This is a genomic window from Serratia fonticola (assembly GCF_001006005.1).
In the GTDB taxonomy this organism is placed as follows: domain Bacteria; phylum Pseudomonadota; class Gammaproteobacteria; order Enterobacterales; family Enterobacteriaceae; genus Chania; species Chania fonticola.
Window position 1 is genome coordinate 1011929 of record NZ_CP011254.1, and the last position, 26187, is coordinate 1038115.

The following is a 26187-nucleotide window of genomic DNA, read 5'->3' on the forward strand; positions in this document are numbered from 1 at the left end:
CAGAGGTTCACATTTTTCCGGCATTGGTCGGACCAAAAGGGGGGAGGCGAAGGCAACTAAATATAAACATAGTGGGCAAAGAGCCCACTATTGGAGAGGAGAAATCGTTCGAGCTGGCGCCAGAATTAATTAATAAACACCATGTAGACAGCCGCCGCGACGATAAAGCGGTAGATGGCGAAAGGCACAAACGAGATACGCTTGATCAACTGCAGGAAGGTCTTGATGGCGATTAGCGCTACCACAAACGCAGTAGCGAAACCGACTGCAAACATCGGCAGGTCATTGAGCGTCAGGAAGTGCAGGCTCTTGTACAGATCCAGACCGCTGGCCCCGAGCATCATCGGCACCGCCAGAATGAAGGAGAATTCAGAGGCCGCATAGCGGCTCACGCCGACCAGCATACCGCCCGAAATGGTAGAGCCGGAACGGGAAAAACCAGGCCACAGCGCCAGACACTGGAAGCAACCGATCAAAAATGCCTGACGGTAGGTAATATCATCCAGCCCGACCGCGCGCGGCTTTTTCGGCTTCAGCCATTCGGCGGCCAGCAGCAACAGCCCCCCAACGACCAAGGCATACATCACGTTTTTCGGTTCAAACAGGGATTTGATCACATCGTGGAAGATCAGCCCCAGGACAACCGCCGGGATCATCGCCAGCAGGATATGGCCCAGCTTCAGCCGCCCTGCCGTGTGCCCTTCATGGGGTACCGGTTTGCCACCAAAGTGAATGCCGATCAGGCCAAACAGACGGCGCCAGAACACCACTACCACCGCCAGGATCGAACCCAGTTGGATAATAACTTCGAAGGTTTTCGCCTTATCGCCGGTAAAACCCAGTAACTCACCAACTATAATCATGTGCCCAGTTGAGGAAACCGGCAGGAACTCTGTCAGCCCTTCGACTACCCCAAGCACAAATGCCACAAACAATGAATGCATGTCCGCCATCAGACCACTACCCCATTTCAAAATTAACGCTATTAAAGGTACAAGCACAAAAAAGCGGCAATGTTCAATACCTTGCCGCTTAAACAATTCTAGTTACAGACCAGCATATCGGTCTTTAGTTGCATATTGGTGACAACTTGTCAGGCTGGGCGCTGACCGCGCTCGATGATCACCCCAACCCGGCTGGCGTGCGCGACTGCCCCCGGCTTGCTGACCTTAATACGGACCCAAGGAGATTTAAAGCGCCGTAGCAAAATTTCGGATACCTCCTCTGCTACACGCTCCACCAACGCAAAACGATTGGGCTGCACATGCTGGATGACCGCATCGCTGATATCGGCATAGCTCAGGCAATCATTCACATCATCGCTGGCGGCTGCCTGGCGGTTGTCCCACGCCATTTCGATATCGAACACCAGCTTTTGCTGAATGGTTTGTTCCCAATCATAAACGCCAATGGTAGTGATCACGGTAAGCTCTTCAATAAATACGATATCCATCACGTCATTCTCAGTTTTTGGCCTTGCCGGATACCACTTCCGACGGAATATGCGTATTATCCATAGATGTTGCGAGTAAAACGACCATTATTAAACGGAACCGCGTTATGAGTGCTACCGCGCTTGGCATGATTATCTTCGCGTATCTGTGTGGCTCAATTTCCAGCGCGATCCTGGTTTGCCGGATCGCCAGGCTACCGGATCCGCGTGAACATGGATCGGGAAATCCAGGGGCGACCAACGTCCTGCGTATCGGTGGCCGCCTGGCGGCGGCTACGGTGTTGGTGTTCGATATTCTCAAAGGGATGCTGCCAGTCTGGTTGGCCTATGCGTTCAACGTCCCACCGCTGTATCTGGGCCTGACGGCAATCGCTGCCTGTCTTGGGCATATCTACCCGGTATTCTTCCACTTCCGTGGGGGCAAGGGAGTGGCTACGGCATTCGGTGCCATTGCGCCGATCGGCTGGGATCTCACCGGCCTGATGACCGGCACCTGGCTGTTGACCGTGCTGCTGAGCGGCTATTCTTCGCTCGGGGCGATCGTCAGCGCGCTGATTGCGCCGTTCTACGTCTGGTGGTTCAAACCGCAGTTTACCTTCCCGGTGGCGATGCTTTCCTGCCTGATCCTGATGCGCCATCACGACAATATCCAACGCCTGTGGCGCGGCCAGGAAGGGAAGATCTGGGGTAAGTTCCGCAAGAAGAAAAACGGTGTTTTAGAACAGGAAGAACACAAAGAAGAATGATTGAAAGGCCGGAAATTCCGGCCCTTGGCTTTTACACCGCAGGCAGCTCTGCCAGCGGCCAACGTGGGCGTACGGTAACGCCCAACTCCGGGTTCCCCCCGTTTTTCATTCGAACCATCCCGGCATAAGCGATCATGGCCCCATTGTCGGTGCAGAATTCCGGGCGGGCATAGAACACTTCGCCACCGCGTTTTTTCATTAGCTCTGCCAGCTTGCTGCGCAACGTGCGGTTGGCGCTGACGCCACCGGCCATCACCAGGCGTTTAAACCCGGTCTGCTCCAGCGCGCGTTTGCATTTGATCGCCAGCGTATCCACCACCGCATCTTCAAAAGCACGGGCAATGTCGGCACGGGTTTGATCGTCGTTGCCGTTAGAGCGGATGGTGTTGGCGGCAAAGGTCTTCAGGCCGGAGAAGCTGAAATCCAGCCCTGGGCGGTCGGTCATTGGGCGTGGGAAAGTAAAACGCCCTTCGGTGCCCTGCTGCGCCATTTTCGACAGCATCGGCCCGCCTGGGTAATCCAGCCCTAACAGCTTGGCCGTTTTGTCGAACGCTTCGCCAGCGGCGTCGTCGACCGACTCCCCCAGCAAGGTATATTCACCAATCCCGGTCACGCTGATCAGTTGGGTATGGCCACCAGACACCAGCAGCGCCACAAACGGAAATGCGGGCGGATTATCTTCCAGCATCGGTGCCAGCAAGTGGCCTTCCATATGATGCACCGGCACCGCAGGCACGCCCCAGGCAAACGCCAGTGCGCGGCCAATGGTTGCCCCGACCAACAAGGCCCCCACCAGACCCGGCCCGGCGGTATACGCCACGCCATCGATATCGGTAGGCTTCAGGTTCGCCTCTTTCAGTGCGGCCTGGATCAGCGGCACGGTCTTGCGCACGTGATCGCGAGAAGCCAGCTCCGGCACCACGCCGCCGTAATCGGCATGCAGTTTCACCTGGCTGTAGAGTTGGTTGGCTAACAAACCGGCTTGATCGTCATACACTGCAATACCGGTTTCATCGCAGGACGTTTCTATACCCAATACGCGCATTACATTTCCCATCATTCACGTGCGGCCGCCAGTTTATCACAATCAACGCCATTTACCGCCAGCCTGCAGCACCCTGGCCGCGATGGTGCGCTATGTCGATGATTCACAAGGTTGCCCGCCGGGTGATTAAAAACGAGCAATTTTTTCTGATTAGTCTATAATCGGCGGCCGATGCATAATTGCGCGAGTTTGCCGGAACGCGGCGTGTTTCAATTTGCTATGGTGCTTTACAAAGCAGCATCCATTGAAGTAAAATTCCGCACCATTTTGAAAAGGCTGGCGCTTGGCCAGCAGCAAACCGAATTCTATTGAGGTGAGAGGCACATGCCGGTAATTAAAGTACGTGAAAACGAGCCATTTGACGTTGCACTGCGTCGTTTCAAGCGTTCCTGCGAAAAAGCAGGTGTTTTAGCTGAAGTTCGTCGTCGTGAGTTCTATGAAAAACCGACTACCGAACGTAAACGCGCTAAAGCTTCTGCAGTAAAACGCCACGCGAAGAAACTGGCTCGCGAAAACGCACGCCGCACTCGTCTGTATTAATCCTTCGGGGGTAACCCCACCGCGTGATTTTTTTCTTTTTCAAGAACACGCAGACCGAGTAGTTGCATACGAAGGCCGTGCTTTCCGAAAGGAATGCGCGGCTTGTTCTCGTTTATAGGCAATCGTAACAGGGGCTTATGGCTGGACGAATTCCGCGTGTATTTATCAATGACTTGCTGGCTCGCACCGACATCGTCGATCTGATCGACGCCCGGGTAAAGCTTAAAAAGCAGGGCAAGAACTATCACGCGTGCTGTCCGTTCCACCACGAAAAAACGCCTTCATTCACCGTTAATGGCGACAAACAGTTTTATCACTGTTTTGGTTGTGGAGCGCACGGTAACGCCGTCGACTTCCTGATGAATTACGACAGACTTGAGTTTGTCGAAACCATCGAGGAACTGGCCACCATGCACGGGCTGGAAGTGCCTTACGAGGCAGGCACCGGACCGACGCCAATCGAACGCCATCAGCGTCAAAGCCTATATCAACTGATGGAACAGCTCAGCGCGTTCTATCAACAGTCACTGCATCAATCCAACGGTACGCAGGCGCGCAACTACCTGCAACAGCGCGGATTGAGTGACGACGTTATCCGCCATTTTGCCATCGGCTTTGCACCTGCCGGTTGGGATAATGCGTTAAAACGTTTCGGGCGTGATACCGACAGCCGGGCAGCACTGAACGATGCCGGAATGTTGGTGACTAACGATCAAGGGCGCACTTACGATCGCTTCCGCGAACGTGTGATGTTCCCCATCCGCGACAAACGCGGGCGGGTAATCGCTTTTGGTGGACGCGTATTGGGCGACGGTATGCCCAAGTACCTGAACTCGCCGGAAACCGAAGTATTCCACAAGGGCCGTCAGTTGTACGGCCTGTATGAAGCGCAGCAGAGCCACGCCAATCCGCAACGTTTGCTGGTGGTCGAAGGCTATATGGACGTGGTGGCGTTAGCGCAATATGGCATTGATTATGCCGTTGCCTCACTCGGAACCTCGACAACGGCTGAACATATTCAGCTGCTGTTCCGCGCCACCGATAACGTTGTCTGCTGTTACGACGGCGACAGGGCTGGCCGTGAAGCCGCCTGGCGCGCGTTGGAAACCGCACTGCCCTATCTGAACGATGGGCGTCAGTTACGGTTTATGTTTTTGCCAGACGGCGAAGACCCGGACACCCTGGTCCGTAAAGAAGGCAAAGACGCCTTCGAACAACGAATGGAGCTGGCGCAGCCGCTTTCCACTTTCCTGTTCGAAACGTTGATGCCACAGGTCGACCTGAGCAGCCCGGATGGCCGTGCCAAACTAAGTACCTTGGCGCTACCGCTGATCACTCAGGTGCCGGGCGAGACATTACGTCTCTACCTGCGCCAACAGCTAGGCAGCAAACTGGGCCTGCTGGACGATAGCCAGCTCGACAAGCTGATGCCCAAACAGGCGGAAAATGCGAATACTTATCAGGCGCCCCAGCTAAAACGCACAACCATGCGTATACTGATAGGATTACTGGTGCAAAATCCGCGTTTGGCTACACTTATCCCTTCCCTGGAAGGGCTCGAGCAGACTAAACAGGCGGGTTTACCGCTATTTGTTGAACTGGTGCAGACCTGTTTAGCGCAGCCGGGCCTGACTACCGGCCAGTTGCTGGAACTGTACCGGGATAACAAATTGAGCCAGCAGCTTGAAACCTTGGCGACATGGAACCATATGATCGTTGAGGAACAAGTTGAGCAACACTTTTTAGATACTCTGACGAATCTCTATGACTCAGTGCTGGAAAAACGTCAGGAAGATTTGATCGCACGTGACAGAACGCATGGCCTGAATGCAGACGAACGCAAAGAACTCTGGTCATTACAGCTGGCATTGGCGAAGAAAGACTGAATACCAAACGGCTTAAGTGCCGATAAATGCGAGGGCAGAGCCCTGCAATATGCCGCCACAGTGGGCCGCGGCAACAACAAAAACGCCCCAAATGCTATTGTTGGCGGTTTCGCCGACCGACACCAACCCAAATACTCTGAAGTGTGGATACCGTCTTATGGAGCAAAACCCGCAGTCACAGCTTAAACTTCTTGTCCAACGTGGTAAGGAGCAAGGCTATCTGACCTATGCTGAGGTCAATGACCATCTGCCGGAAGATATCGTCGACTCCGATCAGATCGAAGACATCATCCAGATGATTAACGACATGGGCATCCAGGTGATGGAAGAAGCACCGGACGCCGATGACCTGCTGCTGGCTGAAAACACCAACAGCACAGACGAAGATGCGGAAGAAGCTGCCGCTCAGGTGCTGTCCAGCGTAGAATCTGAAATCGGGCGTACCACTGACCCAGTGCGCATGTACATGCGTGAAATGGGTACCGTTGAGTTGCTGACGCGTGAAGGCGAAATCGACATCGCCAAGCGTATCGAAGACGGCATCAACCAGGTGCAGTGCTCGGTTGCTGAGTACCCTGAAGCCATCACCTATCTGCTGGAGCAGTACGATCGTGTCGAGGCTGGCGAAGCACGCCTGTCCGATCTGATCACCGGCTTCGTCGATCCTAACGCGGAAGAGGACATCGCCCCTACCGCTACGCACATCGGTTCTGAATTAACCACCGAAGAGCAGGACGACGACGACAAAGACGAAGACGAAGAAGACGAAGCTGAAGACGACAACAGCATCGATCCAGAACTGGCGCGCCAGAAGTTTACCGATCTGCGCGATCAGTACGAAGCTACTCGTCTGGTTATCAAAAAGAACGGCCGCAGCCACGCCAGCGCAGCAGAAGAGATCCTGAAGCTGTCTGAAGTGTTCAAGCAGTTCCGCCTGGTGCCAAAACAGTTCGACTTCCTGGTCAACAGCATGCGTACCATGATGGATCGCGTTCGTACGCAAGAACGTATTATCATGAAGCTGTGCGTTGAGCAGTGCAAAATGCCGAAGAAAAACTTCGTCACCCTGTTCGCCGGCAACGAAACCAGCGATACCTGGTTCGCAGCGGCACTGGCAATGGGTAAACCATGGTCAGAGAAGCTGAAAGACGTTAATGAAGATGTTCAGCGCAGCCTGCAAAAACTGCGTCAGATCGAAGAAGAAACCGGCCTGACCATCGAGCAGGTGAAAGATATCAACCGTCGTATGTCGATCGGTGAAGCGAAAGCCCGCCGCGCGAAGAAAGAGATGGTTGAAGCCAACTTGCGTCTGGTTATCTCGATCGCCAAAAAATACACCAACCGTGGCCTGCAGTTCCTGGATCTGATCCAGGAAGGCAACATCGGCTTGATGAAAGCGGTAGACAAGTTTGAATACCGTCGTGGCTACAAGTTCTCAACTTACGCCACCTGGTGGATCCGTCAGGCTATCACCCGCTCTATCGCCGACCAGGCACGTACCATCCGTATTCCGGTGCATATGATTGAGACGATCAACAAGCTCAATCGTATTTCACGCCAGATGCTGCAAGAGATGGGCCGTGAGCCAACGCCGGAAGAGCTGGCCGAGCGTATGCTGATGCCAGAAGACAAAATCCGTAAGGTGCTGAAGATCGCCAAAGAGCCGATCTCCATGGAAACGCCGATTGGTGATGATGAAGATTCACATCTGGGCGATTTCATCGAGGATACCACCCTCGAGCTGCCACTGGATTCTGCCACTTCTGAAAGCCTGCGTTCTGCCACGCACGACGTCCTGGCTGGCCTGACCGCACGTGAAGCGAAGGTGCTGCGTATGCGTTTCGGTATCGATATGAACACTGACCACACGCTGGAAGAAGTGGGCAAACAGTTCGACGTTACCCGTGAGCGTATTCGTCAGATCGAAGCCAAAGCGTTGCGTAAACTGCGCCACCCAAGCCGTTCAGAAGTGCTGCGTAGCTTCCTGGATGACTAAGGTTTAACGACCTCGTAAAAACCCCGGCTCGCCGGGGTTTTTTTATGCCCTATTTTAACGCCAGGAATAGCTCGCGGTAACTCTCGGTAAGCTGCTCCAGCGTGGCACGATTCAATCCACTGGGATTAGGCAATACCCACACCTCGGTTTTACCCAGCATCATCTCCTGACGCCCCCAGGCCGCATTACGCACGCCAAACGCACTGCTGAACGCCTGTTTTCCCAGGATCGCCAAAGCACGGGGTTGGTAACGCAGGATTTTTTCTTTTAACGCCTCCCCACCACCGCGAAGTTCATCACGTGAAAGTTCACTAGCCGCCACCGTTGGGCGCGCGACCAGAGCGGTGATCCCACAACCGTTATCTTGCAGTTGTAGCCACTGTTCCGGTGCCAACTGGCGATCGGTGAAGCCCGCCTGATGGACCACCTTCCAGAAGCGGTTACTACCATTGGCAAAGGGATAGCCCTGATGGGCAGAGGAAAGGCCAGGATTGATGCCGCAGAACACCACCTGTAGGTTTGGCGCCAAGAGTTCCATGAGTATCACCAGTCCGTTAAAAAGAATTAACAGCGGTTATCGCAAAATCTGCCTGCAATTACAACAGGCTAGAACTGTGCATAAAAACATCATATGGTTTTATGGGTGTAGACCTGCATCCCATGATTACCGTATAATCACGCCGCCTGGCCCCTTAGCTCAGTTGGTTAGAGCAGGCGACTCATAATCGCTTGGTCACTGGTTCAAGTCCAGTAGGGGCCACCAAATATAACAAGGACTTACGCTAAAAACGTGAGTCCTTATCTTTTTCTAGGATACCGCAACGAAGTATAAGCGAGTATTACCAAGGGGGATTAATCATTACAGAAACAAAGAATTGCATGCTCAGACGCGCCATTTTGAGCATGTCTTTTGATCGTAATGATGTTCCTGATGCTGTTACGATCCAGAATGTGCAGACCAGATGGCCGTTATTAGCCGATGTGGGGCTTACTCCGAGGAAAATACTCGAACTGGCTAATAGTGATGATGAATCTATTCTTCCCGATAGCCTAATGAGAGAAATTATGGATTCTTTAAACTGGTATAACGAATATCACTCGTAATGCGTGATTGATAGCTGGAACGAACGCCCCCACATTGATAGTAAGAGCGCCTTGAGTAGTTAACCCATTTGCTAACGGTCAACTCACACTAGAGCTCGGAGTTCTTCTTGCATGTACGAAGAAAAGTATTCAGGATTTTTAATAACAACACGCCCACCAGACTGAATTTTATCAGCCCATCCGGCCACTTTTTTCGTGAACCCGGCATCCCATCCCTCCTTAATACCACGTGCAGTGACATCGACTGGGCTAGCCGGAACACCTAATTCTTTCAAATACTTCAATATTCCCTTAGCGGTACTTTCATCCATGGGATGCGGCGTGGGTACTGATGTGTTCATACCGCCAATGAAGTCCAGTGCTTTATCTATTACTGTTGACATACTCTTATCCTTAAAATTAACTACGTAATAAACAAGTTTATAATATGAACTAAAATAAGCCGTGATGTCATAGGGATCATTAACTTTATTTCATTTTTCGTGTAGTCAAACAATTGATGAAGGATAACTTGTTGTCATCGGTATAGATCCCTTCGGAGATGATATTTACCAGCTTTATCAGCCACCAAAGGGCAAAGCATGCAGCATCACCCCTTGGTTTCCATCCCACCAGCCATCCCCCCTATTGCGGCTTCTGCTGAACCTCTTTCCACAACTTCAGCGCCAGCAACACCAATCCCCCCGCCCCCAGAACCAGCAGGAACCAGAGCAGACCTTTCTTCCACATGCTGGCCTCTTCTGCGGCATCCACCGCGCTCAAACGTTCGGTGCCACCCAGAGTTACTTGGGATTGCAATCCAGCTTCTGGCAACGCATCGGCATCTATCGTTTTACGCAGCTCTGCCGGGATCAGGCTATCTAAAGGGATAGCCTGAGGTTGGGCGGCTTTATTTCCCCACGCCAACATGAATGGCGTGGTTCCCTGGGCATTAAATATCAAGGTTTGGCTGTCGCGCTGGGCCGAGACTTCCGGCAGTGAATCGCCCCATTGCTGGTTGATACCTTTCAAGCGGATACCCTGCACCAGCAAGCCGTTCATAGGGATTGCCTCTGCGGTGCGGCCATTCACCGAGAACACCACCTGTTTGGTCAGGGGGTGCCAACTGTCACTAGCTGCGCTGCGGTAATCGATCTCGAGTGGCAGCACCGTATTCCCCTGCGTCGGCCGAATGCTGATATTGTTCAAGGGCTGAGGATTCGACCAGCTATATTCCGCCTCACCAGCCGTAATGGCTTTTTGGTTGACGGTCAGGCCGATCCTTTGCTGTTCGGTGTGTCTGGAAGCCGCAATCCCCTGCACTGACTGGATCTTCAAATCAGGGGCCGTTTTGGCATCGTTGAACACCAATAGCAGATAACGAGGTCTGGCATAGTCATCAAGATCGATGGTATCCAACAGCAACCGATCGCTGCCGGAAACCAGATCCATCAAAGGCACATCCTCAGCGCTGCTCGACCAGTCTTTTAAATCGCTGCTATGAAACAGGCTAACGCGGGTCTGCCAATTTTCGGGCAGACGCTCCCAGGCCAGTTTCAACTGGGTCAGGCGGGGATAGTTGCCCTCATGCTGCGGGATCTCCAGCAGATAGGTGTTCCCCATTGGCTGGTCGCTATCCACAGGTAAGGTCACTTCAACACCACCCGCGGATTTTAACGAAATCACCTGTTGTTCCTGATTAGTGACCCTTTTACCCTTCATCGGGAACAGGCGCAGAGGGAAAGTCTGGCTATTCTCCTGAGTGGTGACGTTCGCAGCCAGCGCAAAGGGGACGGCCTGCCCCTGATTGTTGAACACCCGCACATCGCGCAGATCCGGCCAAACGCTCTCGGTATACACGGCCTCAGGCAGTTCAATACGGAAAAATGGCGCGCTGCCTTCAGTGGTTAGCGATATGCCATAGGCGAAGTCTTGCGGTTTTTCAGCCACCGGCTCCGCACTGGCAGCACCAGCCAGACAAAGCGACCCCAGCAGCAACCAGTTATTCAGTTTTACTTTCATACATTCCCTCGTTCGCTTGCCACATTGGGTTCCTTACCGCGCACCGCTTTGGGTGGCAATGGAGAAAAATATCCCACGATCAACACCAGTATCGCCACGCCGATAAACGCGATGGCACGAGCCAATCCCCCACCCCGGGCGCTATCAACCAGCATCAATTTAACAATGACGATACCGAGCAACGCCGCACCGCCAAACCAGACCTCACGTTGTCCACGGCGGGTTGATAACACCATGACGATCAGCGCTATCAGCATCCACAGCAAAGCGAAGGTAGTCTGCACCATACGGGAGCCCCAGAGCGTATCGGCCCGCCAGGCAATATCGGCGTAATAGGCCAGCGCACGCAGGACTGCCCCATTGCCCCACCAGAACAGCATCGCGAGGGTAAACAGCGGCAGCGCCTGTTTCAGCAATGCGGCAAATTGCGGGTATTCCCGCCGGACAAATAGCCCCATAGTCACCAGAGCCAAGAGTGCAAAACCAGCGCCCTCTTCCAACGGGTTCAACAGCGGCAAATAACGCCAGCCTATACTGACCCCATCAAACACGTTGCCTACCAGCAACAGCAGCAGAGCCAACGCCGCCAATGGGGCCAGGGCAATCGCCCCATACAGTTGACGATGTTCGGCAAACGGCCAGCATCCTTTGCGCAGCGCACCATGTGTTGCCAGGATGATCAGGGAGAGGAAGCCCATTTGCAGGCCCAGTTGCCACTCATCCATGCCCCACGGCAAGCGCATCGTGCGCCAAAAGACTTCATAACCCAGCGCAAACACCACCATCCAGAACAGCGACAGGTGTAATCCTTGCTGCAGGCGCAGTAACGGCAGAGAGCCTGCTTCGCGCTTCAGCAGCCAGTACGCCACCGGCAAGGTCAGTAACCAGACCAGATTCGGCCAGCCGAAGGACAATAAAGAATCCAAGTCGACCAATTGGAACATCAGCATGGCCAACATGCCCGGCCACAGCAGCCAAATGCTATAACGCAGTTCGAGCCAGGCCAACCTTTGTGCCACCCAACGCCACAGCACTACGGATAGCGTCAACAAGGCCAACGCCAGGAAAGCCCCGTAGCCATAATCAAGCGGCAATCGCCCGGCAAAACCGAGCAGGCAAACCAGCCAGAGCAGGATGCCGCCAGCCAGGAAGGACCGGCTAACCACCAACCTGAATGCAGCATCGCTCTCCAGATCGCGCCAGAGGAATGCCACCGCGAGCCAAGTTAATGCCAGTACGGCGAACACCAGCGTGAAGGAGAGCGTCGTCATTCCTGCGCCAAGAGCGACCAGGGCTGAAGCCAAGGCCAGCACCAACAGACCAGAACCGCTGAGGCTCATGCGGATTTGCTTTTGTTCACGACCAAGCCACAGAATGCCCAACCCTTCCAGCGCCCAAGCCATGGATGTCCATTCAGCGGACAGGGCCAATGGGATCGCCAGCGTAGTGAACACTCCGCCCAGCGCCAAACCGGAAACCGCCAACATGCGGCCCAGGGATGGGTAGCGCTTCAATGCGGCCCAAGCCAGTAACAGGTAAGCCAAACCGAAGCCCAGCGCCGAGAAGGCCGGGCCAAACTCCCACTGGCGAACGATCAGATACTGCATGCCAAAACCGATTAACGGCGGGCCAAACAGCAGCACGCCATCGATAATCTTCTCGCCAGGCAACTGTGCACGTAGAGTCAAAGCCAGGCATAGCACACCAAAAATCACGATATTGGCAATCAGGAACAGCTGGCAGCCCAGGTAGTATTCCGGCAGGTAGTTGTTTACTCCCCACAGCCCTGCGACGCCAAAGGAAAACACAAAGCCCAGCAGGTTAAGTGGCCGCCATGGCTGCCAGACGCTGATCGCCAGAATGCCCAGCGAGAGCAGCAGATAATAGGAGAATAGCGCGACATAGCTGCCGCCACCGGTGGACAGCAGCAACGGTGAAAGATAGCCGCCAATGCTGGCAAGCATCGCCAGGCTGAGGGCGCGCTGCAATACGGCCAAGCCCACGCTGGCGGCGCAGATCACCAACATCAGGCCAAATGCCAGCATATGTGGCAACAGTTGATAAAGCCGGAAGGCACCAAATACGGTGATATAGAGCGCGCCAACCGCGCCCCCTTGCAGGATCAGGGCATACATCGTCTGTTTAACACGCAGACGCCAGCCAAACCATAGTAAAATGCCGCTAGCCACCGCCGCGCCCATTAACCTGAACTCAATAGGCAGCATGTCGCGTTCAACGGTGTATTTCATCAGGTAGGCCAAACCGAAGAACAGCAGCAAGACACCCAACTTCGCCAGCGGGTTACCTTGCATAAACCAGCCTACCAGCCCGCTGAGCAGGTCGTTTTTCGGCTGCTGCGGCTTATCAATGGCAGGTTTATCAGCAATAGGTGGGCGAGGAATGGTTGTTACTGGTGCGGCTGGTTTTGGAGCTGTGGGCTCCCATGGCGATATAACCGGAGGGGTAACGGCCATGTCAGTTGCGGGTTTAACGGCAGACTGTTGTGCCGCGTGCGCCGCAAAGTCATGCGTTGTCTTCGGAGCCACAGGTTGCGCCTGAGAAACGGGCGTTGGCCGCGATCTCCCGGTTTCCTCGAAGCGGAGATCATCCACCTGTTTTTGCAACTGGGTGATGGTCAGTGTCAGTTGGGCAATTTCCCGCTGATTGCGGTTGCCACGGCCGAGCGATACCACCACTGAAATGGGTAATACCACCAGGCACAGGAACAACGCCAAACCAGCGATAAATATCAATCCATCCATGGTGCACCTTTAGATCATTTATCGTGGCATCAGTCTTACACCAAAACATAACCGCCGACAATGGATTGATACTGCCAACCCGGCTCAGGCTAATAAAATACCGTTAGCTTGGCGGCTGTTCTTCGGCTGATTCAGGCTGGTTTTTTCTGAGCCGTGGATATTTCCATAGCCAGCGCCCACTGACCATACGCCAGTAGAAGAAGACTCCGCGAACGGCCCAGTCCATGAACATTCCTAGCCAGACGCCCACTACGCCCATGCCCAGCACGATGCCCAGGATATAACCAGCGACTACCCGGCAGCCCCACATGCCCAACATAGTCACCCACATGGCAAATCGGACATCACGCGCGCCCTTCAACCCAGCGGGTAACACCCAGGATGCAGCCCAAATCGGCATAAACGCGGCATTAAGCCAAATCAGGATTTTGACCACCTCTTTAACATCGTCTTCCTGGGTATAAAATGAGGCAAACAGTCCGGCAAAGGGAGCGGTTCCCCAGGCAATCACCGTCAGGCCAATCGTCGCCAGCCAAAAGACGTGCTTCATCTGCCGTTCGGCCTGAGCAATTTGCCCTTTCCCCAGACGCCTGCCGACGATGATGGTCGAAGCAGATCCCAAAGCATTTCCCGGCAGGTTAATCAGGGCAGCGATAGAGAAAGCGATAAAGTTACCGGCGATGACGTTGGTGCCCATCCCGGCGACAAACATTTGTGTCAGCAGTTTGCCCGCGTTGAACAGCACTGATTCGATACTGGCGGGAATACCAATCCCCAGCACCTCACGCAGGATGCTGCTGTTGAGTGGCGTAAAATAGCTTTTGAGCGTAATACGCAGCGCCGGATTAAAGCCCACCGCCAGAACAGCAATAATGGCGATCGCGCCAATATAGCGGGCAATGGTCAGCCCCAGCCCCGCGCCAACAAAACCCAGCCCTTGCCAGCTAAATACCCCATAAATCAGCGTACTGCTGATGAGGATGTTGAGGATATTCATGCCGCCATTGATCAGCAGCGGGATCTTGGTGTTGCCCGCCCCACGCAGGGCACCGCTACCAATCAGGGCGATGGCGGCTGCCGGGTAGCTCCAGACGGTGGTTTGCAGATAAGAGAGTGCCAACGCTTTAACTTCGGGCGTGGCTTCACCGGCGATCACGTTAATGATCTGTTGCCCGGCCAAATGGATCCCAACCGCCAGCAGCACCGCCAGCACGGTCATTAATACCAGCGACTGGCGTGCCGCGGCCCGTGCCCGTTTACGATCGCGAGTGCCAAGACTAAAGGCCACCACCACCGTGGTGCCCAGATCCACCGCCGCGAAAAAGGCCATGATGACCATGTTGAAACTGTCTGCCAGGCCAACACCCGCCATCGACTCTTTACCGAGCCAGCTCACCAGGAAGGTGCTGAGCACCCCCATCAGCAGTACGCAGGTGTTCTCTAGAAAGATCGGTACCGCCAGTGGCGTGATCTCGCGCCAAAAAAGCACCCGATAGCTTTTTCGCTTGGCATGCCAATGCGTCTTGGCAATCTGCTGGGGCAGTAGCCCGTGTAAGTTCAAGGTTGGCCTGTAGCAAGGAAGTGAAACGTCGTTTCAAATGATGGTTTATCGGCGCTTATTCTGCAAGGCATTTTTTCGCTATCGGTATGAAACCGTAACAATGTGTTGATTAGGTAAAATCCAAAAAAATGAATAAAAAATAATTTTTATGCTTGCTATAAATAATAAACTTGCAAATTTTCCATCCGGAAATATTAATAAGTGGCCATGGTGAACATAGCCACTCCTCACTAATTAATTATAACTTTCTGCCGTGACTTTAAGTTGTTCAGCATGTTGGTAGATATCATCCAATACTTCTATAGGATAACGAGTTTCTTTCTTATCAGAATCAAACAAACCGACATACAGCTGACTCCGATTAAAATGAAGTCTACAAATAGGCTTTCTATTATTATCATCAAGCAACACACCGAAATAACTTTTAGTATCGCGATAAGTAATTCGACTTGGATCAACAACAGTACGAATTATAGATTTAACGATATGAAAACCCTCAATCTCAATTTCAGTGGTTACAATACCATCATCATCTTCAACAGGTACTAACGCTTGCTCAACGACCTCCTCCTTAGGTTCGATTGCTAAAGGCTGCTGCTGAGCCCCACTGATTGCAGACTTAAGACGTTCATTTACCTGATCATTCAACCACTGGCTGGACGCTTTTTTGGTTAAAGTAGTAAACAACTCACGTACTTTTTGAGTCAGTATCCCATCATAGACTCTAGACGCAAAGAATTTTACAAAATCTTCCTCAGGATTATTAAACTGAGTTGAAATTATTTTCTTAATTTGACTTACATACTTTAACTCACCGGCGGCATTTACTATTGAGTCTACATCAAATGTTGATTTAGTTAGCTTGGCTATTTCGGGAACTACATTCTCATCAATATCCAATAAGTCTAGTTCAAGAAATGGCTTTTCATCCATTTTATTAGGAGCATCAAGGTCGGTGAAAAATTTATAGATCTGCCCGTTAGTTAAAATGGATATCCTCGCATTGGTTACATGGAAATATCTAAATAATTGCGAAGCATGATTAACGTTTAGCGGCTCACCAATCTTTTTACATTCAACAAGTATCTGAATCTCATTGTTTTTCAAAATGGCGTAGTCGATTTTTTCACCTTTTTTTATCCCAACATCACAGATAAACTCCGGGGTAACCTCCGTTGGGTCAAAAACATCATAGCCAAGCACTTTATTAATGAATGGCATCACGAAAGCGCTTTTTGTGGCCTCCTCAGTTTGAATAACTGCAGCCTGTTGTTTGATCTTAGCTGAGAGACTTTGTAACTCGCCCAAAAGTTCCATAAAAACCCTCCGTGTCAAATAGTTATAGTTTCTTCACGTTATCTAATTTATATAAAAAAACAGCTGTTGTCCTTTTTTATTTTCAGAACAAGACAGCGATCACTTAATTTCAAAAAGATACTAAACCAATTAAATAAATTAGATTGTGAATAATACCTAAATCCTGCTAAAAACTGCTTTGTAAGTTATCAGGCAAATAACTTAAACTTATAATAATTAAATCAATTCACTATTTTAATAGTAATAATAAATGGATGGTATTATATTTAATCACAATTAAATGGATCTCTACGTGACCTTGGCTTTGGCAGAACATACAGATCCCTTTGATACCTAACACCATCAACAGGGATTATACCTTTGAGAAAGGCCGTACTTTTGAGTGACGGCGACTCAGAGAAAAACATCGTGCTATTGGTTTCACTCTTACCCCGTAACCAAACCAAATAACGCCCCGATCCCCGAGGACACCCCCATTGCCAGTGCACTCCAGAAGGTAATGCGCATCACTCCAGGGCCGATTGGTGCACCGCCCACTTTGGCCGAAACGCCCCCAAGCACCGCCAGGGAGACCAATGCTGAGCAGGCAATGGCGAGGATGGTCCATTCAGTTGTCGCGATGGCCGCTACACATAGCGGTAATATTGCCCCGGCTGCAAAACTCAACGCTGAAGCCCACGCGGCCTGTAAAGGACGCGCGGTGGTGATTTCTGAGATCCCCAGTTCATCACGCGCATGGGCTCCTAGCGCATCATGATGCATCAGTTTTTCTGCCACTTGTTTAGCCAGAGCCAAATCAAGCCCCCGATGGACATAAATCGAGGTTAACTCCCGGTGTTCACCCTGAAAATCACTATTCAGCTCAGCTTGCTCTTCAGCCAGTGCGGCCTTTTCAGTATCAGCCTGGGAAGACACTGAAACATACTCACCGGTTGCCATCGACATCGCTCCAGCCACCAAGCCAGCCACCCCGGTCAATAGCAAACTTTGCTGAGTTACGTTAGCCGACGCTACGCCCAACAGCAGACTGGCGGTAGAAACTATCCCGTCATTAGCACCGAGAACAGCAGCCCGCAGCCAGCCAATTTTTTCCATGCTGTGTCGTTCCCGGTGCATCTTGTTTCCCTTTATGGACCCGTAGTATCAAAGTTTATCGAGTCGTTGTTGAATGTCCTGATGGCGGCCTTTATCGGCTAATTCTCTGCCTGGACGGGCCGGAGCCGCCAGTGCTTTCTGTAGATAGAGTTTGCCCTGTGCCTTATGCCCTTGATCTATCAGAAAGTCACCGTAGAAATAGTTTGGATCAATACCCGTTGGATTAATCTGTAAAGCCTGTTTCAACAACCGTTCAGCCTGCTTGTCATCACCAAAGCCAATCGGCCAGCCAGGAACCTGATAATAGAGGGCACCGAGACTGGTATAAGCGGAGCCATCCAGCGCCTTGTCATCCAACTTTATTGCCAGTTCCAACTTCATTCTCGCCTCTTTGGCCAGTTCCAAAGCCCCCAGCCCCCCCTTCTCACCGGCCCAACTACTCTTGACGATCGCAGACCAGATCAACAGGTCTACGCGTGAACCGTTAGCTGAACTGGCTTTATCCGCAACGGCGCTGAGTTGCTCCAGACAGCCTTCTTTCTGTTTCGCCGCAACCTGATACTGGCAAACCGCCCATTGGTTCTGAATATCGGCCAAATCACTCTGGGCAACAGCGGTTGTACTACCAAAGAGCGTCAACACCAACAATAACTTTTTCATCGTGAGTCCTTCTTCTCAAGGGCAGCTTTGGCATGGCGGGCAATAATATGCCGCTGTTTAGCCAGCGCTTTATCGACCACTGCAGGGAACAGTGCATTCAGTTTGACAAAGAACCGCTCTGGCCAACCCAGCCATCGTCGTTTTATCTGTTTGTTTAGAGCAACAATCACCTCATCAGCAACCCATTCAGCACTGTCACTTTTGGTGCCTAATTCAGCATTCATGGCATTCACCGCCGCGGAGTTAAGCGTGGTTTGTGTCGCCCGGGGAGCAAAATAGAGCACGTTAATCGATGAGCCGGCAAGTTCCCTGCCGAGAGCTTCACTGAAGCCTCGAAGAGCAAACTTGCTCGCACAATAAACGCTATATCCGGCATAACCAATGCTGCCAAAGCTGGAACCAATATTCATAATGATGCCGGGTCGGTCTATATAAGGCAGCAAAGCCCGGGTCAGTAGTATTGGGGCCTGAATATTTATGGCTAACTGCTGCATTATTTGTTGCTCGCTTTGATCCTCAAGCCAGGCAAAATGATTAGCCCCGGCATTATTGATCAGGATATCAATATGCTGTTGTTGGCAAAGCAGCTCAACTTGCTTTGTCAATTGCGTGAAATCGCCAAGATCGGCGATCCAAACCTGATGATTTTCCGGGCGGGGTAATGTATTAGCTAGCGTGGTGAGAGCCGTTTCATTACGCCCATGTAATATCAGACAAGCCCCCTGCTTTGCCAAAGCATGAGCCAGTGCCTGGCCAATACCACCGCTGGCACCGGTAAGAAAAATACGGCTGTTGTTGAGCCTCATTGCGCTGGCTCCATCAGGCCACGCAGCATGTCGCCATAAAGTTGGTAGACCACTTTGGCAGTATGTATAATCGCGGCACGATCTTCACTTTTTTCCACCTGGTCCATTAATGATGCAAAAAAGGCCAGATGTTCTTTGTCCAATTCACCATGCGAGCTGAGATAACTCATGGCTTTCTCTGGTAATCCCAGGCCCTGTTTGAGCTGTTCGGCAACGGTAGTAGCAATGGCGACGCTGGTGCCCTCAAGGACATGCACCATACCGAAAATACCCATAGGGTTGAGGCGAGATATGTGATCGTAGAGGAACGCAATCATCAACTCGATTGCCAATACCGGCTGACCATGACGAACCGCTTCGGCATCCCCGCCACACGTCCTGATATCATTTAATATCCATTCCTGATGGCCATACTCTTCATCAATGTATTCGGCAATGGCTCCGCGAACCCATTCATATTCTGAGTTCATCCGGCCACCGGCAGTCATCAATAAAGGCACGGTATGGCTGACATGATAAAAAGCCTGTGTCAAAAAGGCGATATACATTGCGGCATTAATATTCCCGCAGCGGCAAGCCTCTATGACCGGGGCGGAAAGGAGTTTCTCTCTGTCCACCGCCGTCTCTCGCTGTAACAATTGATAAAAACTCATGTGATATCTCCCGCGATTAACTGATGAATACGTGTGTGATAGGTGGACAAAATCTGCTGTCTTTTCGGGCGCCCATTGGTGGTTAATAAACCGTTTTCAACCGTTAACTGTGCCAAAAAATAATGATGGATCCGTGCATAATCAGGTAACCGTCCATTAAGTTGAGATAGCTGATCGGCAAGGCTACTTTCATAACCGGGTGTCACTTGGATCAGCGCAACATTTGCGGATAAGCCATCACCAAAGATGACCATGCGGGATATTGCCGGAAAAAGCTGAGCTTCCGCCTCGATCCATTCCGGTGAAAAATTTCGACCAAAGGCGGTGATCTGAATATTCTTTTTGCGGCCGGTGATATGAAGAAAACCTTGGGCATCAAAATGACCGAGATCGCCGGTTGCCACCGGGGATCTTGCAACAGGTTCCCCCAGATATCCCAGCATTGTGGCGCCAGAAATCAAGATCTCCCCATCCGGAGCAATGGTTATCTGGCAGTGCGGTAACGGTTCACCCACCGAGCCAGGCAATGCATGCCTTGGCGCATTGAGGGCAACAACCGAGCCGCATTCTGATAAGCCATACCCTTCAAAAACCGGCAAACCCAATTGATGCGATTTAACCACTAAATCCGCAGCAACCTTTCCCCCGCCGACGGCGACAAAACGTAGGCTCTCCACCAACCCTGGGTTATGGGTGCACATCATAACGAATAAACGCAGCAGTTCAGGCACCAATACCAAGCTGTGCGGCCGCCATTGTGTAATAGCTTGGGCAAGGATCTGAGCAGAGAACTGGCTAGATCCTGTCAACCCCACTTCAGCCAGCGAGGGGATACGGCTACATGCGCCACTGAGCAACGGAACATACAGCCCGGTAATGTTTTCAAGCAAAGTAGACAGTGGCAGCAATGTCAGATGCTGCTGTATGTTTGCCGCAGCAACCCGCTCGGCAAGCGCCAGGCTGACTTGCATCAAGTGCTCCTGACTCAAACATACCCCTTTGGGATGCCCGGTTGTCCCTGATGTATAGGTGATCTTGGCCGTATTGGCGGGCAATTCAGCAACAGATAGTGGCTGCCGGCGTTGCAAAGAGTAATCAAGGAAGGGGGTCGTTATCCACCCTTGCCGGGCAGGCCCAATCAAGGCATCGGCACCGCTACTTTCCAGCAACCAGTCTTGTTGTTCAGCACTGAAAAAAACGGGGACCGGTATGATGACAATATTGGCTAACAGGCAAGCCAGATCGATCATGGCCCACTCCAGGCCATTATTCAAAAACAGGGCCAGCCGCGATATTTTCTCATTACTGAGTTGCTCGGCCAGAGAAGTGGTTTGTCGCAATAAATCGGCGTAGCTGATGCTCTGCTGACTATCACATAACGCAGGGCGAGAGCCGTCTGTGGCCGCAATGTGTTCAATACGCTCAAAAAGGATCATAGCTGCACGCTCATTTGCACGGGAAAGATATCCGGCATGGGGCCAAACAATGAAAGCAATAAACTGGTTTCACTCAGAATTTGGCGGCCCTGTTTAAGATCGCCAACCATGACACAGGGCTGCCCCTGATAATATTCTCCCCAGGCCAGGGCATCCTCACCCATTCGATCCGGCAATGCGGGGGCCAGCTCCAGAGGGGTTAGGTGCAACCGGTGGAAGATATTTCTCAACTTTTTGGTCCCGGTAAATGCCACATAGTCGAGTTGGTTTTCGTAGAGTAGCCGGCAAATTGCCGCAAACATGATCCGGGCATTTCCGGATTCAGAGCAGGCAAAGTTTCCTATTTCAACCAGGCGGTTACGTGGCAAGATGGTCCCCGTCTGTGCGGCAACCACCTCTTCAATAGGCGCATCCAGATAACGCTCAAGGTACAGTGGCGCGTTGTCAGCGCGGTTCAGACCACAGGCACCAACCAGAACGCCATCAGCGCGGTACATACCTAACAGATAAGGCAGGAAGTGAGGAATGAGCGCATTAAACTGCCGACCATATTCGTGCTGTATATAAGCCTGTAATAAGGCCCTATGCTCATGGTTCTCAGCAAATAACAACTGGTACGGTGCCTGGATATGCATACTCATAATCGCGCCCCTCTGACTGATAATGAGCAGTGTAGCGATATAAGCTTAAGAAAGAGTTAAGGCGAGAGAGCACAGAACCCTATTTAAAACTCAAGGCCATCAAGCAACCTGGCTGCTTTATCCACTATTTCCCTTCACCGTTAACCTCAGGTAGTATCACCACAAGCTGTATAAAAAAACAGGTAACGACATGCAACCCTTACTGCTGCAATCCGCCAAGATTTCCCGCGATCAATTCCGTGGTGAAACCATCACCAACGGCAAGTTTCTGAACTGCGATTTCTCCGGCATCGATCTGACCGATACCCAGTTTATCGGCTGCGTTTTCTATGACGAAGAGACCCAGCTCGGCTGCAACTTCAGCCGCGCGGTGTTGAAAGATGCCAGCTTTAAAAGCTGCGATCTCTCGCTGGCCGATTTCAGAAATACCCAGGCCCTCGGCCTGGAGATCCGCGAATGCAAGGCACAGGGGGCCGATTTTCGTGGCGCCAGCTTTATGAACATGATTTCGCAGCGCAGCTATTTTTGCAGCGCCTTTATCATCAAAAGCAATCTGAGCTACAGCAATTTCTCCAAGCTGGTGCTGGAGAAATGTGAGCTGTGGGAAAACCGCTGGAGTGGCGCTAACGTGTTGGGTGCCAGCTTTATTGGCTCCGATCTGTCCGGCGGGGAGTTCAATCAGTTTGACTGGCGGGCCGCCATCTTCAACCACTGCAATCTGACCGGCGCAGAGCTGGGGGAGATGGATATCCGCCAGGTTGATCTGGAGGGGGTACAGTTGGATAGCCAGCAAGTCGTTGGGCTAATCGATCGGCTGGGGATAATCCTGGTCAGTGACTCCTGATTGCCAGCCGCCATCACAGTGCCTAATACGCCATTAAGATTAATCATCGGCCATCGCCTTGATTTTATTGCGCCGTTCGCCAATGATTCCAAATACTTTTTCCATCCTCAAGGATCTGTATGAACCCATCGGCCACTGTTCTCTACACTGATAGCGACTTTTTCAGCCCCTATGCCATGTCGACCTTCGTGGCGCTCACGGAGAAAGGCATGCCGTTTACCGTCAAGCCGGTGGATCTTTCACTGGGGGAACAGCAAAGCCAGGCCTACGGCAGCCTGTCGTTAACGCTGCGGGTACCGACGTTGGTGATGGGCAGCTTCCAGCTTTCCGAGTCTTCCGCCATTGAGGAATATTTGGAAGAACTCCACCCAGCCCATCCGCTCTACCCGCGTGACATCAAACAGCGAGCCAAAGCCCGTGAGATCCAGGCATGGTTGCGTAGCGATCTGTTGCCGCTGCGGGCCGAACGCCCAACCGAGGTGATTTTCAGCGCGGTCAAATTTTCCCCATTGAGTGCGGATGCCCAACGGGCAGCCAACAAACTGCTGACCGCGGCGCAAAAGTTGCTGAGCCACGGCCAGGATCATCTGTTCCACGAATGGTGCATCGCCGATACCGATCTGGCGCTGATGCTCAACCGGCTAGTGATACATGGCGATCAGGTGCCGGAGCCGCTGCGCCACTATGCACAAAAACAGTGGCAGCGCCCATCAGTGCAGGCGTGGTTGGCATTACCAGAGAAAATGCGGAGCTAAAAAAACCGGCGGCCACGACGCCGCCGTTCTCAACGGTGAGAAACATCACTTCTTGCTCGGAGGAAACGCTCCCCAGCGTAGGCCAGCGGGGAGCGTTCAAGTCTTGAGGGTTAACAGCTCACGTCAATACACAGATATTTCAGTTCCAGATACTCTTCAATGCCGTAGCGAGAGCCTTCGCGACCCAGCCCGGACTGTTTGATACCGCCGAAAGGCGCCACCTCGTTGGAGATCAAACCGGTATTGATGCCCACCATGCCGTATTCCAACGCCTCCGGCACCCGCCATTGACGAGCAGCGTTTTGCGTAAACAGGTAAGCAGCCAGACCAAATTCGGTATCATTGGCCATCGCGATAGCTTCCGCTTCGTCATGGAAACGGAACAGCGGCGCCACCGGGCCAAAGGTTTCTTCTTTGGCAAAGCGCATCTGCTGGGTCACACCGGTAACCACCGTTGGCTGGAAGAAGGTACGGCCCAGCGCATGCGGCTGCCCGCCGGTGGCGATCTGCGCCCCTTTGATCAGCGCATCATCAATGTGGCTCTGCACTTTCTCTATCGCGGCCTCATCGATCAGCGGCCCCTGCGTTGTCCCTTCCTGTGTGCCATCACCGACTTTCAGTTGCTCAACCGCGGCCACCAGCTTATCCACCAGGCGATCGTAGATACCGTCCTGAACGTAGATGCGGTTGGCGCAAACGCAGGTCTGCCCGCTGTTGCGGAATTTGGAGGCCATGATCCCGGCGACGGCCGCGTCCAGATTCGCGTCGTCAAACACGATCACCGGCGCGTTGCCGCCCAGTTCCAACGAAAGCTTTTTAATGGTTGGCGCACATTGGGCCATCAGGATGCGCCCAACTTCGGTCGATCCGGTAAAGCTCAGCTTGCGCACTACCGGGCTATCGCACAGCACTTTACCCACCTGTGCCGCTTCGCCGGTTACCACCTGCAATACGCCTGCGGGAATACCGGCATCCTGCGCCAGTTTGGCCAATGCCAATGCGGTCAGCGGCGTTTGCTCAGCCGGTTTGACGATCATGGTGCAGCCTGCGGCCAGCGCAGGTGCTGCCTTACGGGTGATCATCGCTGCCGGGAAGTTCCACGGCGTGATCGCCGCACAGACGCCGATTGGCTGTTTCACCACGACCAGACGTTGTGAAGCCTGTGGTGCCTGTAATACGGCACCGTCTACACGCTTGGCTTCCTCGGCGAACCAGGTAATAAACGAGGCGGCATAGGCCACTTCGCCACGCGCTTCCGCCAGCGATTTACCCTGCTCAGCGGTCATCAGCTGCGCCAGATCTTCCTGAGCCGCCATGATTTTATCGGCCCAGGCCAGCAGCAATACGGAACGCTGCTTGGCGGTCTGTTGCTTCCAGCCGATTTGTGCCTGCTGCGCAGCGTTAATTGCCTGCTGAGTTTCCTCTGCACTCACCAAAGGCACCGTTGTCAGCTCCACACCGTTGGCCGGGTTGATCACGGCTTCACGTTTGCCGCTGCGCGCATCGCACCACTCGCCGTTAATCAAGCATTGGCTACGCAGCAGATCGGGATTTTGCAGTTTCATGGATATTGCTCCTTATTGGGCCAGCGCGCGGGAAAGGATTGCCAGCGCCTGGTTAAACTGGGCATCAGGAATGGTCAGCGGGTACAGGAAACGGATCACGTTACCGTTCACCCCACAGCTGAGTAGCAACAGTCCTTCTTCCTGGGCTTTTTGCTGTACCTGACGGGTAAACTCCGGCGACGGTTTACCGGTTGCCGGGTCGTTGAACTCTACTGCCACCATGGAACCCAGCGCGCGAATATCCACAATCGCCGGGCAGTGGCTACGTGCCTGTTGCAGCACTTCCACCAAATGTTGCCCCAAACGCTGAGAGCGTTGGCACAGCTGCTCTTCTTCAATTACGTCCAATACCGCCAACGCGGCAGCAACGGCTAATGGGTTACCGGCGTAGGTACCGCCAAGGCCGCCGGGGGCTGGGGCATCCATCACTTCAGCACGGCCCGCCACGGCAGACAGCGGCATACCGCCAGCCAGGCTCTTCGCCATGGTGATCAGGTCCGGTTTCACCGCATAGTGGTCCATCGCAAACAGCTTGCCGGTACGGGCAAAGCCAGTTTGCACCTCATCGGCGATCAACAGGATACCGTGTTGGTCACACAGCGTACGCAGCGCCTGCATGAATTCTGCCGGAGCCACGTTAAAGCCCCCTTCACCCTGCACCGGCTCCAGTACGATCGCGGCAACCTGCTTGGGATCGATATCGGCCTTAAAGATGCGTTCCAGGCTGTTCATGGCATCTTCGGTGCTGACACCATATAACGCATTCGGATACTGGCCGTGGAAAACGGAGCCAGGGAACGGGCCAAAGCCCAGCTTGTAAGGGGCCACTTTACCCGTCAGCGCCATGGTCATATAGGTACGGCCATGGAATCCGCCGCCGAAGGTGATCAGGCCTGGACGCCCTGTGTATGCGCGGGCGATCTTCACCGCATTTTCTACCGCTTCTGCACCGGTGGTGAAGAAGGCGGTTTTACAGGTGCCTTCGATTGGAGCGCGTTGGTTGATGCGCTCTGCCAGCGAAATATAGCTTTCATAAGGAACGATCTGGTATGCCGTATGGGTAAACGCCTGGAGCTGCTTTTCAATGGCGGCGATCACCTTGGGATGACGGTGGCCGGTATTAAGCACCGCAATGCCCGAGGCAAAGTCGATCACCTCATTGCCTTCCACATCCCACAGGGTGGCATTTTCTGCACGCTCGGCGTAAAAACCACACATCACGCCAATCCCTCTTGGGGTAGCGGCCAGACGACGTTGATTCAGTTCTGCGTTTTTCATGCTGTTCTCTCCGGGCGGGACCAGTTATCGGTTTTGTTCACAA

The 26187-nt window shown here is 52.8% G+C and carries 24 protein-coding genes and 1 tRNA gene; 8 read left to right on the forward strand and 17 right to left on the reverse strand.

Going from position 1 to position 26187, the window contains the following annotated elements; genetic code table 11:
- Positions 1 to 125 precede the first annotated feature (125 nt).
- Together bacA and folB are read right to left on the reverse strand one after the other, a co-directional pair.
- Positions 126 to 953: an undecaprenyl-diphosphate phosphatase gene (gene bacA, locus WN53_RS04365; protein WP_024483058.1), complete on the reverse strand. Its 828-nt coding sequence runs from the start codon at positions 951 to 953 to the stop codon at positions 126 to 128.
- Between the two features lie 140 nt (positions 954 to 1093).
- The gene (folB, locus tag WN53_RS04370; RefSeq protein ID WP_024483059.1) at positions 1094 to 1453 is read right to left on the reverse strand and encodes a bifunctional dihydroneopterin aldolase/7,8-dihydroneopterin epimerase; all 360 of its coding nucleotides are present in this window, start codon (positions 1451 to 1453) and stop codon (positions 1094 to 1096) included.
- A 107-nt stretch (positions 1454 to 1560) separates the two neighbouring features.
- Here folB and plsY point away from each other — a divergent pair, with 107 nt between their 5' ends.
- A complete protein-coding gene (plsY, locus tag WN53_RS04375; RefSeq protein WP_024483060.1) occupies positions 1561 to 2199 on the forward strand; it encodes a glycerol-3-phosphate 1-O-acyltransferase PlsY in 639 nt (212 codons plus the stop codon).
- 31 nt (positions 2200 to 2230) lie between these two features.
- Here the strand turns inward: plsY and tsaD are convergent, their stop codons facing one another.
- Positions 2231 to 3244 (reverse strand): tRNA (adenosine(37)-N6)-threonylcarbamoyltransferase complex transferase subunit TsaD, encoded by a 1014-nt coding sequence (tsaD, locus tag WN53_RS04380; protein WP_024483061.1) that lies wholly within the window; start codon positions 3242 to 3244, stop codon positions 2231 to 2233.
- Between the two features lie 324 nt (positions 3245 to 3568).
- Between tsaD and rpsU the strand changes: the two genes are divergently transcribed.
- The 3 genes from rpsU to rpoD all read left to right on the forward strand — a co-directional run bounded on the left by rpsU (position 3569) and on the right by rpoD (position 7666).
- Positions 3569 to 3784: a 30S ribosomal protein S21 gene (rpsU, locus tag WN53_RS04385; RefSeq protein ID WP_001144069.1), complete on the forward strand. Its 216-nt coding sequence runs from the start codon at positions 3569 to 3571 to the stop codon at positions 3782 to 3784.
- 137 nt (positions 3785 to 3921) lie between these two features.
- On the forward strand, positions 3922 to 5670 hold the full coding sequence (gene dnaG / locus WN53_RS04390; RefSeq protein ID WP_021179484.1) for a DNA primase: 1749 nt from the start codon (positions 3922 to 3924) through the stop codon (positions 5668 to 5670).
- Between the two features lie 157 nt (positions 5671 to 5827).
- Positions 5828 to 7666, forward strand: a complete 1839-nt coding sequence (gene rpoD / locus WN53_RS04395) for an RNA polymerase sigma factor RpoD (protein WP_021179483.1) — start codon at positions 5828 to 5830, stop codon at positions 7664 to 7666.
- A gap of 49 nt (positions 7667 to 7715) precedes the next feature.
- On the opposite strand, the gene mug is transcribed toward rpoD, so the two are convergent.
- Positions 7716 to 8204, reverse strand: coding sequence for a G/U mismatch-specific DNA glycosylase (mug, locus tag WN53_RS04400; protein WP_024483062.1), 489 nt, complete (start codon positions 8202 to 8204; stop codon positions 7716 to 7718).
- 148 nt (positions 8205 to 8352) lie between these two features.
- On the opposite strand from mug, the gene WN53_RS04405 reads away from it, so the two are divergent.
- A tRNA-Ile gene (locus WN53_RS04405) sits at positions 8353 to 8429 on the forward strand.
- A 116-nt stretch (positions 8430 to 8545) separates the two neighbouring features.
- Positions 8546 to 8770 carry a hypothetical protein gene (locus tag WN53_RS04410; protein ID WP_024483063.1) on the forward strand — a complete coding sequence of 75 codons (225 nt, stop codon included), beginning with the start codon at positions 8546 to 8548 and terminating at the stop codon, positions 8768 to 8770.
- 83 nt (positions 8771 to 8853) lie between these two features.
- Here the strand turns inward: WN53_RS04410 and WN53_RS04415 are convergent, their stop codons facing one another.
- The 11 genes from WN53_RS04415 to WN53_RS04465 form a co-directional block, all read right to left on the reverse strand.
- Positions 8854 to 9153: a DUF1889 family protein gene (locus WN53_RS04415; RefSeq protein ID WP_024483064.1), complete on the reverse strand. Its 300-nt coding sequence runs from the start codon at positions 9151 to 9153 to the stop codon at positions 8854 to 8856.
- A 241-nt stretch (positions 9154 to 9394) separates the two neighbouring features.
- The gene (locus WN53_RS04420) at positions 9395 to 10771 is read right to left on the reverse strand and encodes a DUF3999 family protein (RefSeq protein WP_024483065.1); all 1377 of its coding nucleotides are present in this window, start codon (positions 10769 to 10771) and stop codon (positions 9395 to 9397) included.
- A complete protein-coding gene (locus WN53_RS04425; RefSeq protein ID WP_024483066.1) occupies positions 10768 to 13533 on the reverse strand; it encodes a DUF2339 domain-containing protein in 2766 nt (921 codons plus the stop codon). Before WN53_RS04425 ends, WN53_RS04420 begins: the two co-directional genes overlap by 4 nt.
- Positions 13534 to 13636: 103 nt before the next feature.
- Complete coding sequence (locus WN53_RS04430; protein ID WP_024483067.1) at positions 13637 to 15094, reverse strand: EmmdR/YeeO family multidrug/toxin efflux MATE transporter; 1458 nt, start codon at positions 15092 to 15094, stop codon at positions 13637 to 13639.
- Positions 15095 to 15328: 234 nt separating this feature from the next.
- Positions 15329 to 16411, reverse strand: a complete 1083-nt coding sequence (locus WN53_RS04435; protein ID WP_024483068.1) for a type I restriction endonuclease — start codon at positions 16409 to 16411, stop codon at positions 15329 to 15331.
- A gap of 426 nt (positions 16412 to 16837) precedes the next feature.
- A complete protein-coding gene (locus WN53_RS04440; protein ID WP_024483069.1) occupies positions 16838 to 17527 on the reverse strand; it encodes a VIT1/CCC1 transporter family protein in 690 nt (229 codons plus the stop codon).
- Positions 17528 to 17554: 27 nt separating this feature from the next.
- On the reverse strand, positions 17555 to 18166 hold the full coding sequence (locus WN53_RS04445) for a tetratricopeptide repeat protein (protein WP_024483070.1): 612 nt from the start codon (positions 18164 to 18166) through the stop codon (positions 17555 to 17557).
- A complete protein-coding gene (locus WN53_RS04450; RefSeq protein ID WP_024483071.1) occupies positions 18163 to 18972 on the reverse strand; it encodes an SDR family oxidoreductase in 810 nt (269 codons plus the stop codon). Before WN53_RS04450 ends, WN53_RS04445 begins: the two co-directional genes overlap by 4 nt.
- Positions 18969 to 19625 carry an iron-containing redox enzyme family protein gene (locus WN53_RS04455; RefSeq protein ID WP_024483072.1) on the reverse strand — a complete coding sequence of 219 codons (657 nt, stop codon included), beginning with the start codon at positions 19623 to 19625 and terminating at the stop codon, positions 18969 to 18971. The genes WN53_RS04450 and WN53_RS04455 overlap by 4 nt, the downstream gene beginning before the upstream one ends.
- Positions 19622 to 21061 (reverse strand): AMP-dependent synthetase/ligase, encoded by a 1440-nt coding sequence (locus WN53_RS04460; RefSeq protein ID WP_024483073.1) that lies wholly within the window; start codon positions 21059 to 21061, stop codon positions 19622 to 19624. The genes WN53_RS04455 and WN53_RS04460 overlap by 4 nt, the downstream gene beginning before the upstream one ends.
- The gene (locus WN53_RS04465; RefSeq protein WP_024483074.1) at positions 21058 to 21702 is read right to left on the reverse strand and encodes a thermostable hemolysin; all 645 of its coding nucleotides are present in this window, start codon (positions 21700 to 21702) and stop codon (positions 21058 to 21060) included. Before WN53_RS04465 ends, WN53_RS04460 begins: the two co-directional genes overlap by 4 nt.
- A 190-nt stretch (positions 21703 to 21892) precedes the next feature.
- On the opposite strand from WN53_RS04465, the gene WN53_RS04470 reads away from it, so the two are divergent.
- Both WN53_RS04470 and yfcF read left to right on the forward strand, forming a co-directional pair.
- A complete protein-coding gene (locus WN53_RS04470) occupies positions 21893 to 22546 on the forward strand; it encodes a Qnr family pentapeptide repeat protein (RefSeq protein ID WP_024483075.1) in 654 nt (217 codons plus the stop codon).
- A gap of 119 nt (positions 22547 to 22665) precedes the next feature.
- Complete coding sequence (gene yfcF, locus WN53_RS04475; RefSeq protein ID WP_024483076.1) at positions 22666 to 23301, forward strand: glutathione transferase; 636 nt, start codon at positions 22666 to 22668, stop codon at positions 23299 to 23301.
- A gap of 110 nt (positions 23302 to 23411) precedes the next feature.
- On the opposite strand, the gene WN53_RS04480 is transcribed toward yfcF, so the two are convergent.
- The gene (locus tag WN53_RS04480) at positions 23412 to 24866 is read right to left on the reverse strand and encodes an NAD-dependent succinate-semialdehyde dehydrogenase (protein ID WP_021180637.1); all 1455 of its coding nucleotides are present in this window, start codon (positions 24864 to 24866) and stop codon (positions 23412 to 23414) included.
- 12 nt (positions 24867 to 24878) lie between these two features.
- Positions 24879 to 26144, reverse strand: coding sequence for a 4-aminobutyrate--2-oxoglutarate transaminase (locus tag WN53_RS04485; RefSeq protein WP_024483077.1), 1266 nt, complete (start codon positions 26142 to 26144; stop codon positions 24879 to 24881).
- Positions 26145 to 26187 lie beyond the last annotated feature (43 nt).

Coding starts and splice junctions, on each gene's coding strand:
- bacA (WP_024483058.1), bottom strand. CDS start 953: ATGGCGGACATGCATTCATTGTTTGTGGCATTTGTGCTTGGGGTAGTC.
- folB (WP_024483059.1), bottom strand. CDS start 1,453: ATGGATATCGTATTTATTGAAGAGCTTACCGTGATCACTACCATTGGC.
- plsY (WP_024483060.1), top strand. CDS start 1,561: ATGAGTGCTACCGCGCTTGGCATGATTATCTTCGCGTATCTGTGTGGC.
- tsaD (WP_024483061.1), bottom strand. CDS start 3,244: ATGCGCGTATTGGGTATAGAAACGTCCTGCGATGAAACCGGTATTGCA.
- rpsU (WP_001144069.1), top strand. CDS start 3,569: ATGCCGGTAATTAAAGTACGTGAAAACGAGCCATTTGACGTTGCACTG.
- dnaG (WP_021179484.1), top strand. CDS start 3,922: ATGGCTGGACGAATTCCGCGTGTATTTATCAATGACTTGCTGGCTCGC.
- rpoD (WP_021179483.1), top strand. CDS start 5,828: ATGGAGCAAAACCCGCAGTCACAGCTTAAACTTCTTGTCCAACGTGGT.
- mug (WP_024483062.1), bottom strand. CDS start 8,204: ATGGAACTCTTGGCGCCAAACCTACAGGTGGTGTTCTGCGGCATCAAT.
- WN53_RS04410 (WP_024483063.1), top strand. CDS start 8,546: ATGCTCAGACGCGCCATTTTGAGCATGTCTTTTGATCGTAATGATGTT.
- WN53_RS04415 (WP_024483064.1), bottom strand. CDS start 9,153: ATGTCAACAGTAATAGATAAAGCACTGGACTTCATTGGCGGTATGAAC.
- WN53_RS04420 (WP_024483065.1), bottom strand. CDS start 10,771: ATGAAAGTAAAACTGAATAACTGGTTGCTGCTGGGGTCGCTTTGTCTG.
- WN53_RS04425 (WP_024483066.1), bottom strand. CDS start 13,533: ATGGATGGATTGATATTTATCGCTGGTTTGGCGTTGTTCCTGTGCCTG.
- WN53_RS04435 (WP_024483068.1), bottom strand. CDS start 16,411: ATGGAACTTTTGGGCGAGTTACAAAGTCTCTCAGCTAAGATCAAACAA.
- WN53_RS04440 (WP_024483069.1), bottom strand. CDS start 17,527: ATGCACCGGGAACGACACAGCATGGAAAAAATTGGCTGGCTGCGGGCT.
- WN53_RS04445 (WP_024483070.1), bottom strand. CDS start 18,166: ATGAAAAAGTTATTGTTGGTGTTGACGCTCTTTGGTAGTACAACCGCT.
- WN53_RS04450 (WP_024483071.1), bottom strand. CDS start 18,972: ATGAGGCTCAACAACAGCCGTATTTTTCTTACCGGTGCCAGCGGTGGT.
- WN53_RS04455 (WP_024483072.1), bottom strand. CDS start 19,625: ATGAGTTTTTATCAATTGTTACAGCGAGAGACGGCGGTGGACAGAGAG.
- WN53_RS04460 (WP_024483073.1), bottom strand. CDS start 21,061: ATGATCCTTTTTGAGCGTATTGAACACATTGCGGCCACAGACGGCTCT.
- WN53_RS04465 (WP_024483074.1), bottom strand. CDS start 21,702: ATGAGTATGCATATCCAGGCACCGTACCAGTTGTTATTTGCTGAGAAC.
- WN53_RS04470 (WP_024483075.1), top strand. CDS start 21,893: ATGCAACCCTTACTGCTGCAATCCGCCAAGATTTCCCGCGATCAATTC.
- yfcF (WP_024483076.1), top strand. CDS start 22,666: ATGAACCCATCGGCCACTGTTCTCTACACTGATAGCGACTTTTTCAGC.
- WN53_RS04480 (WP_021180637.1), bottom strand. CDS start 24,866: ATGAAACTGCAAAATCCCGATCTGCTGCGTAGCCAATGCTTGATTAAC.
- WN53_RS04485 (WP_024483077.1), bottom strand. CDS start 26,144: ATGAAAAACGCAGAACTGAATCAACGTCGTCTGGCCGCTACCCCAAGA.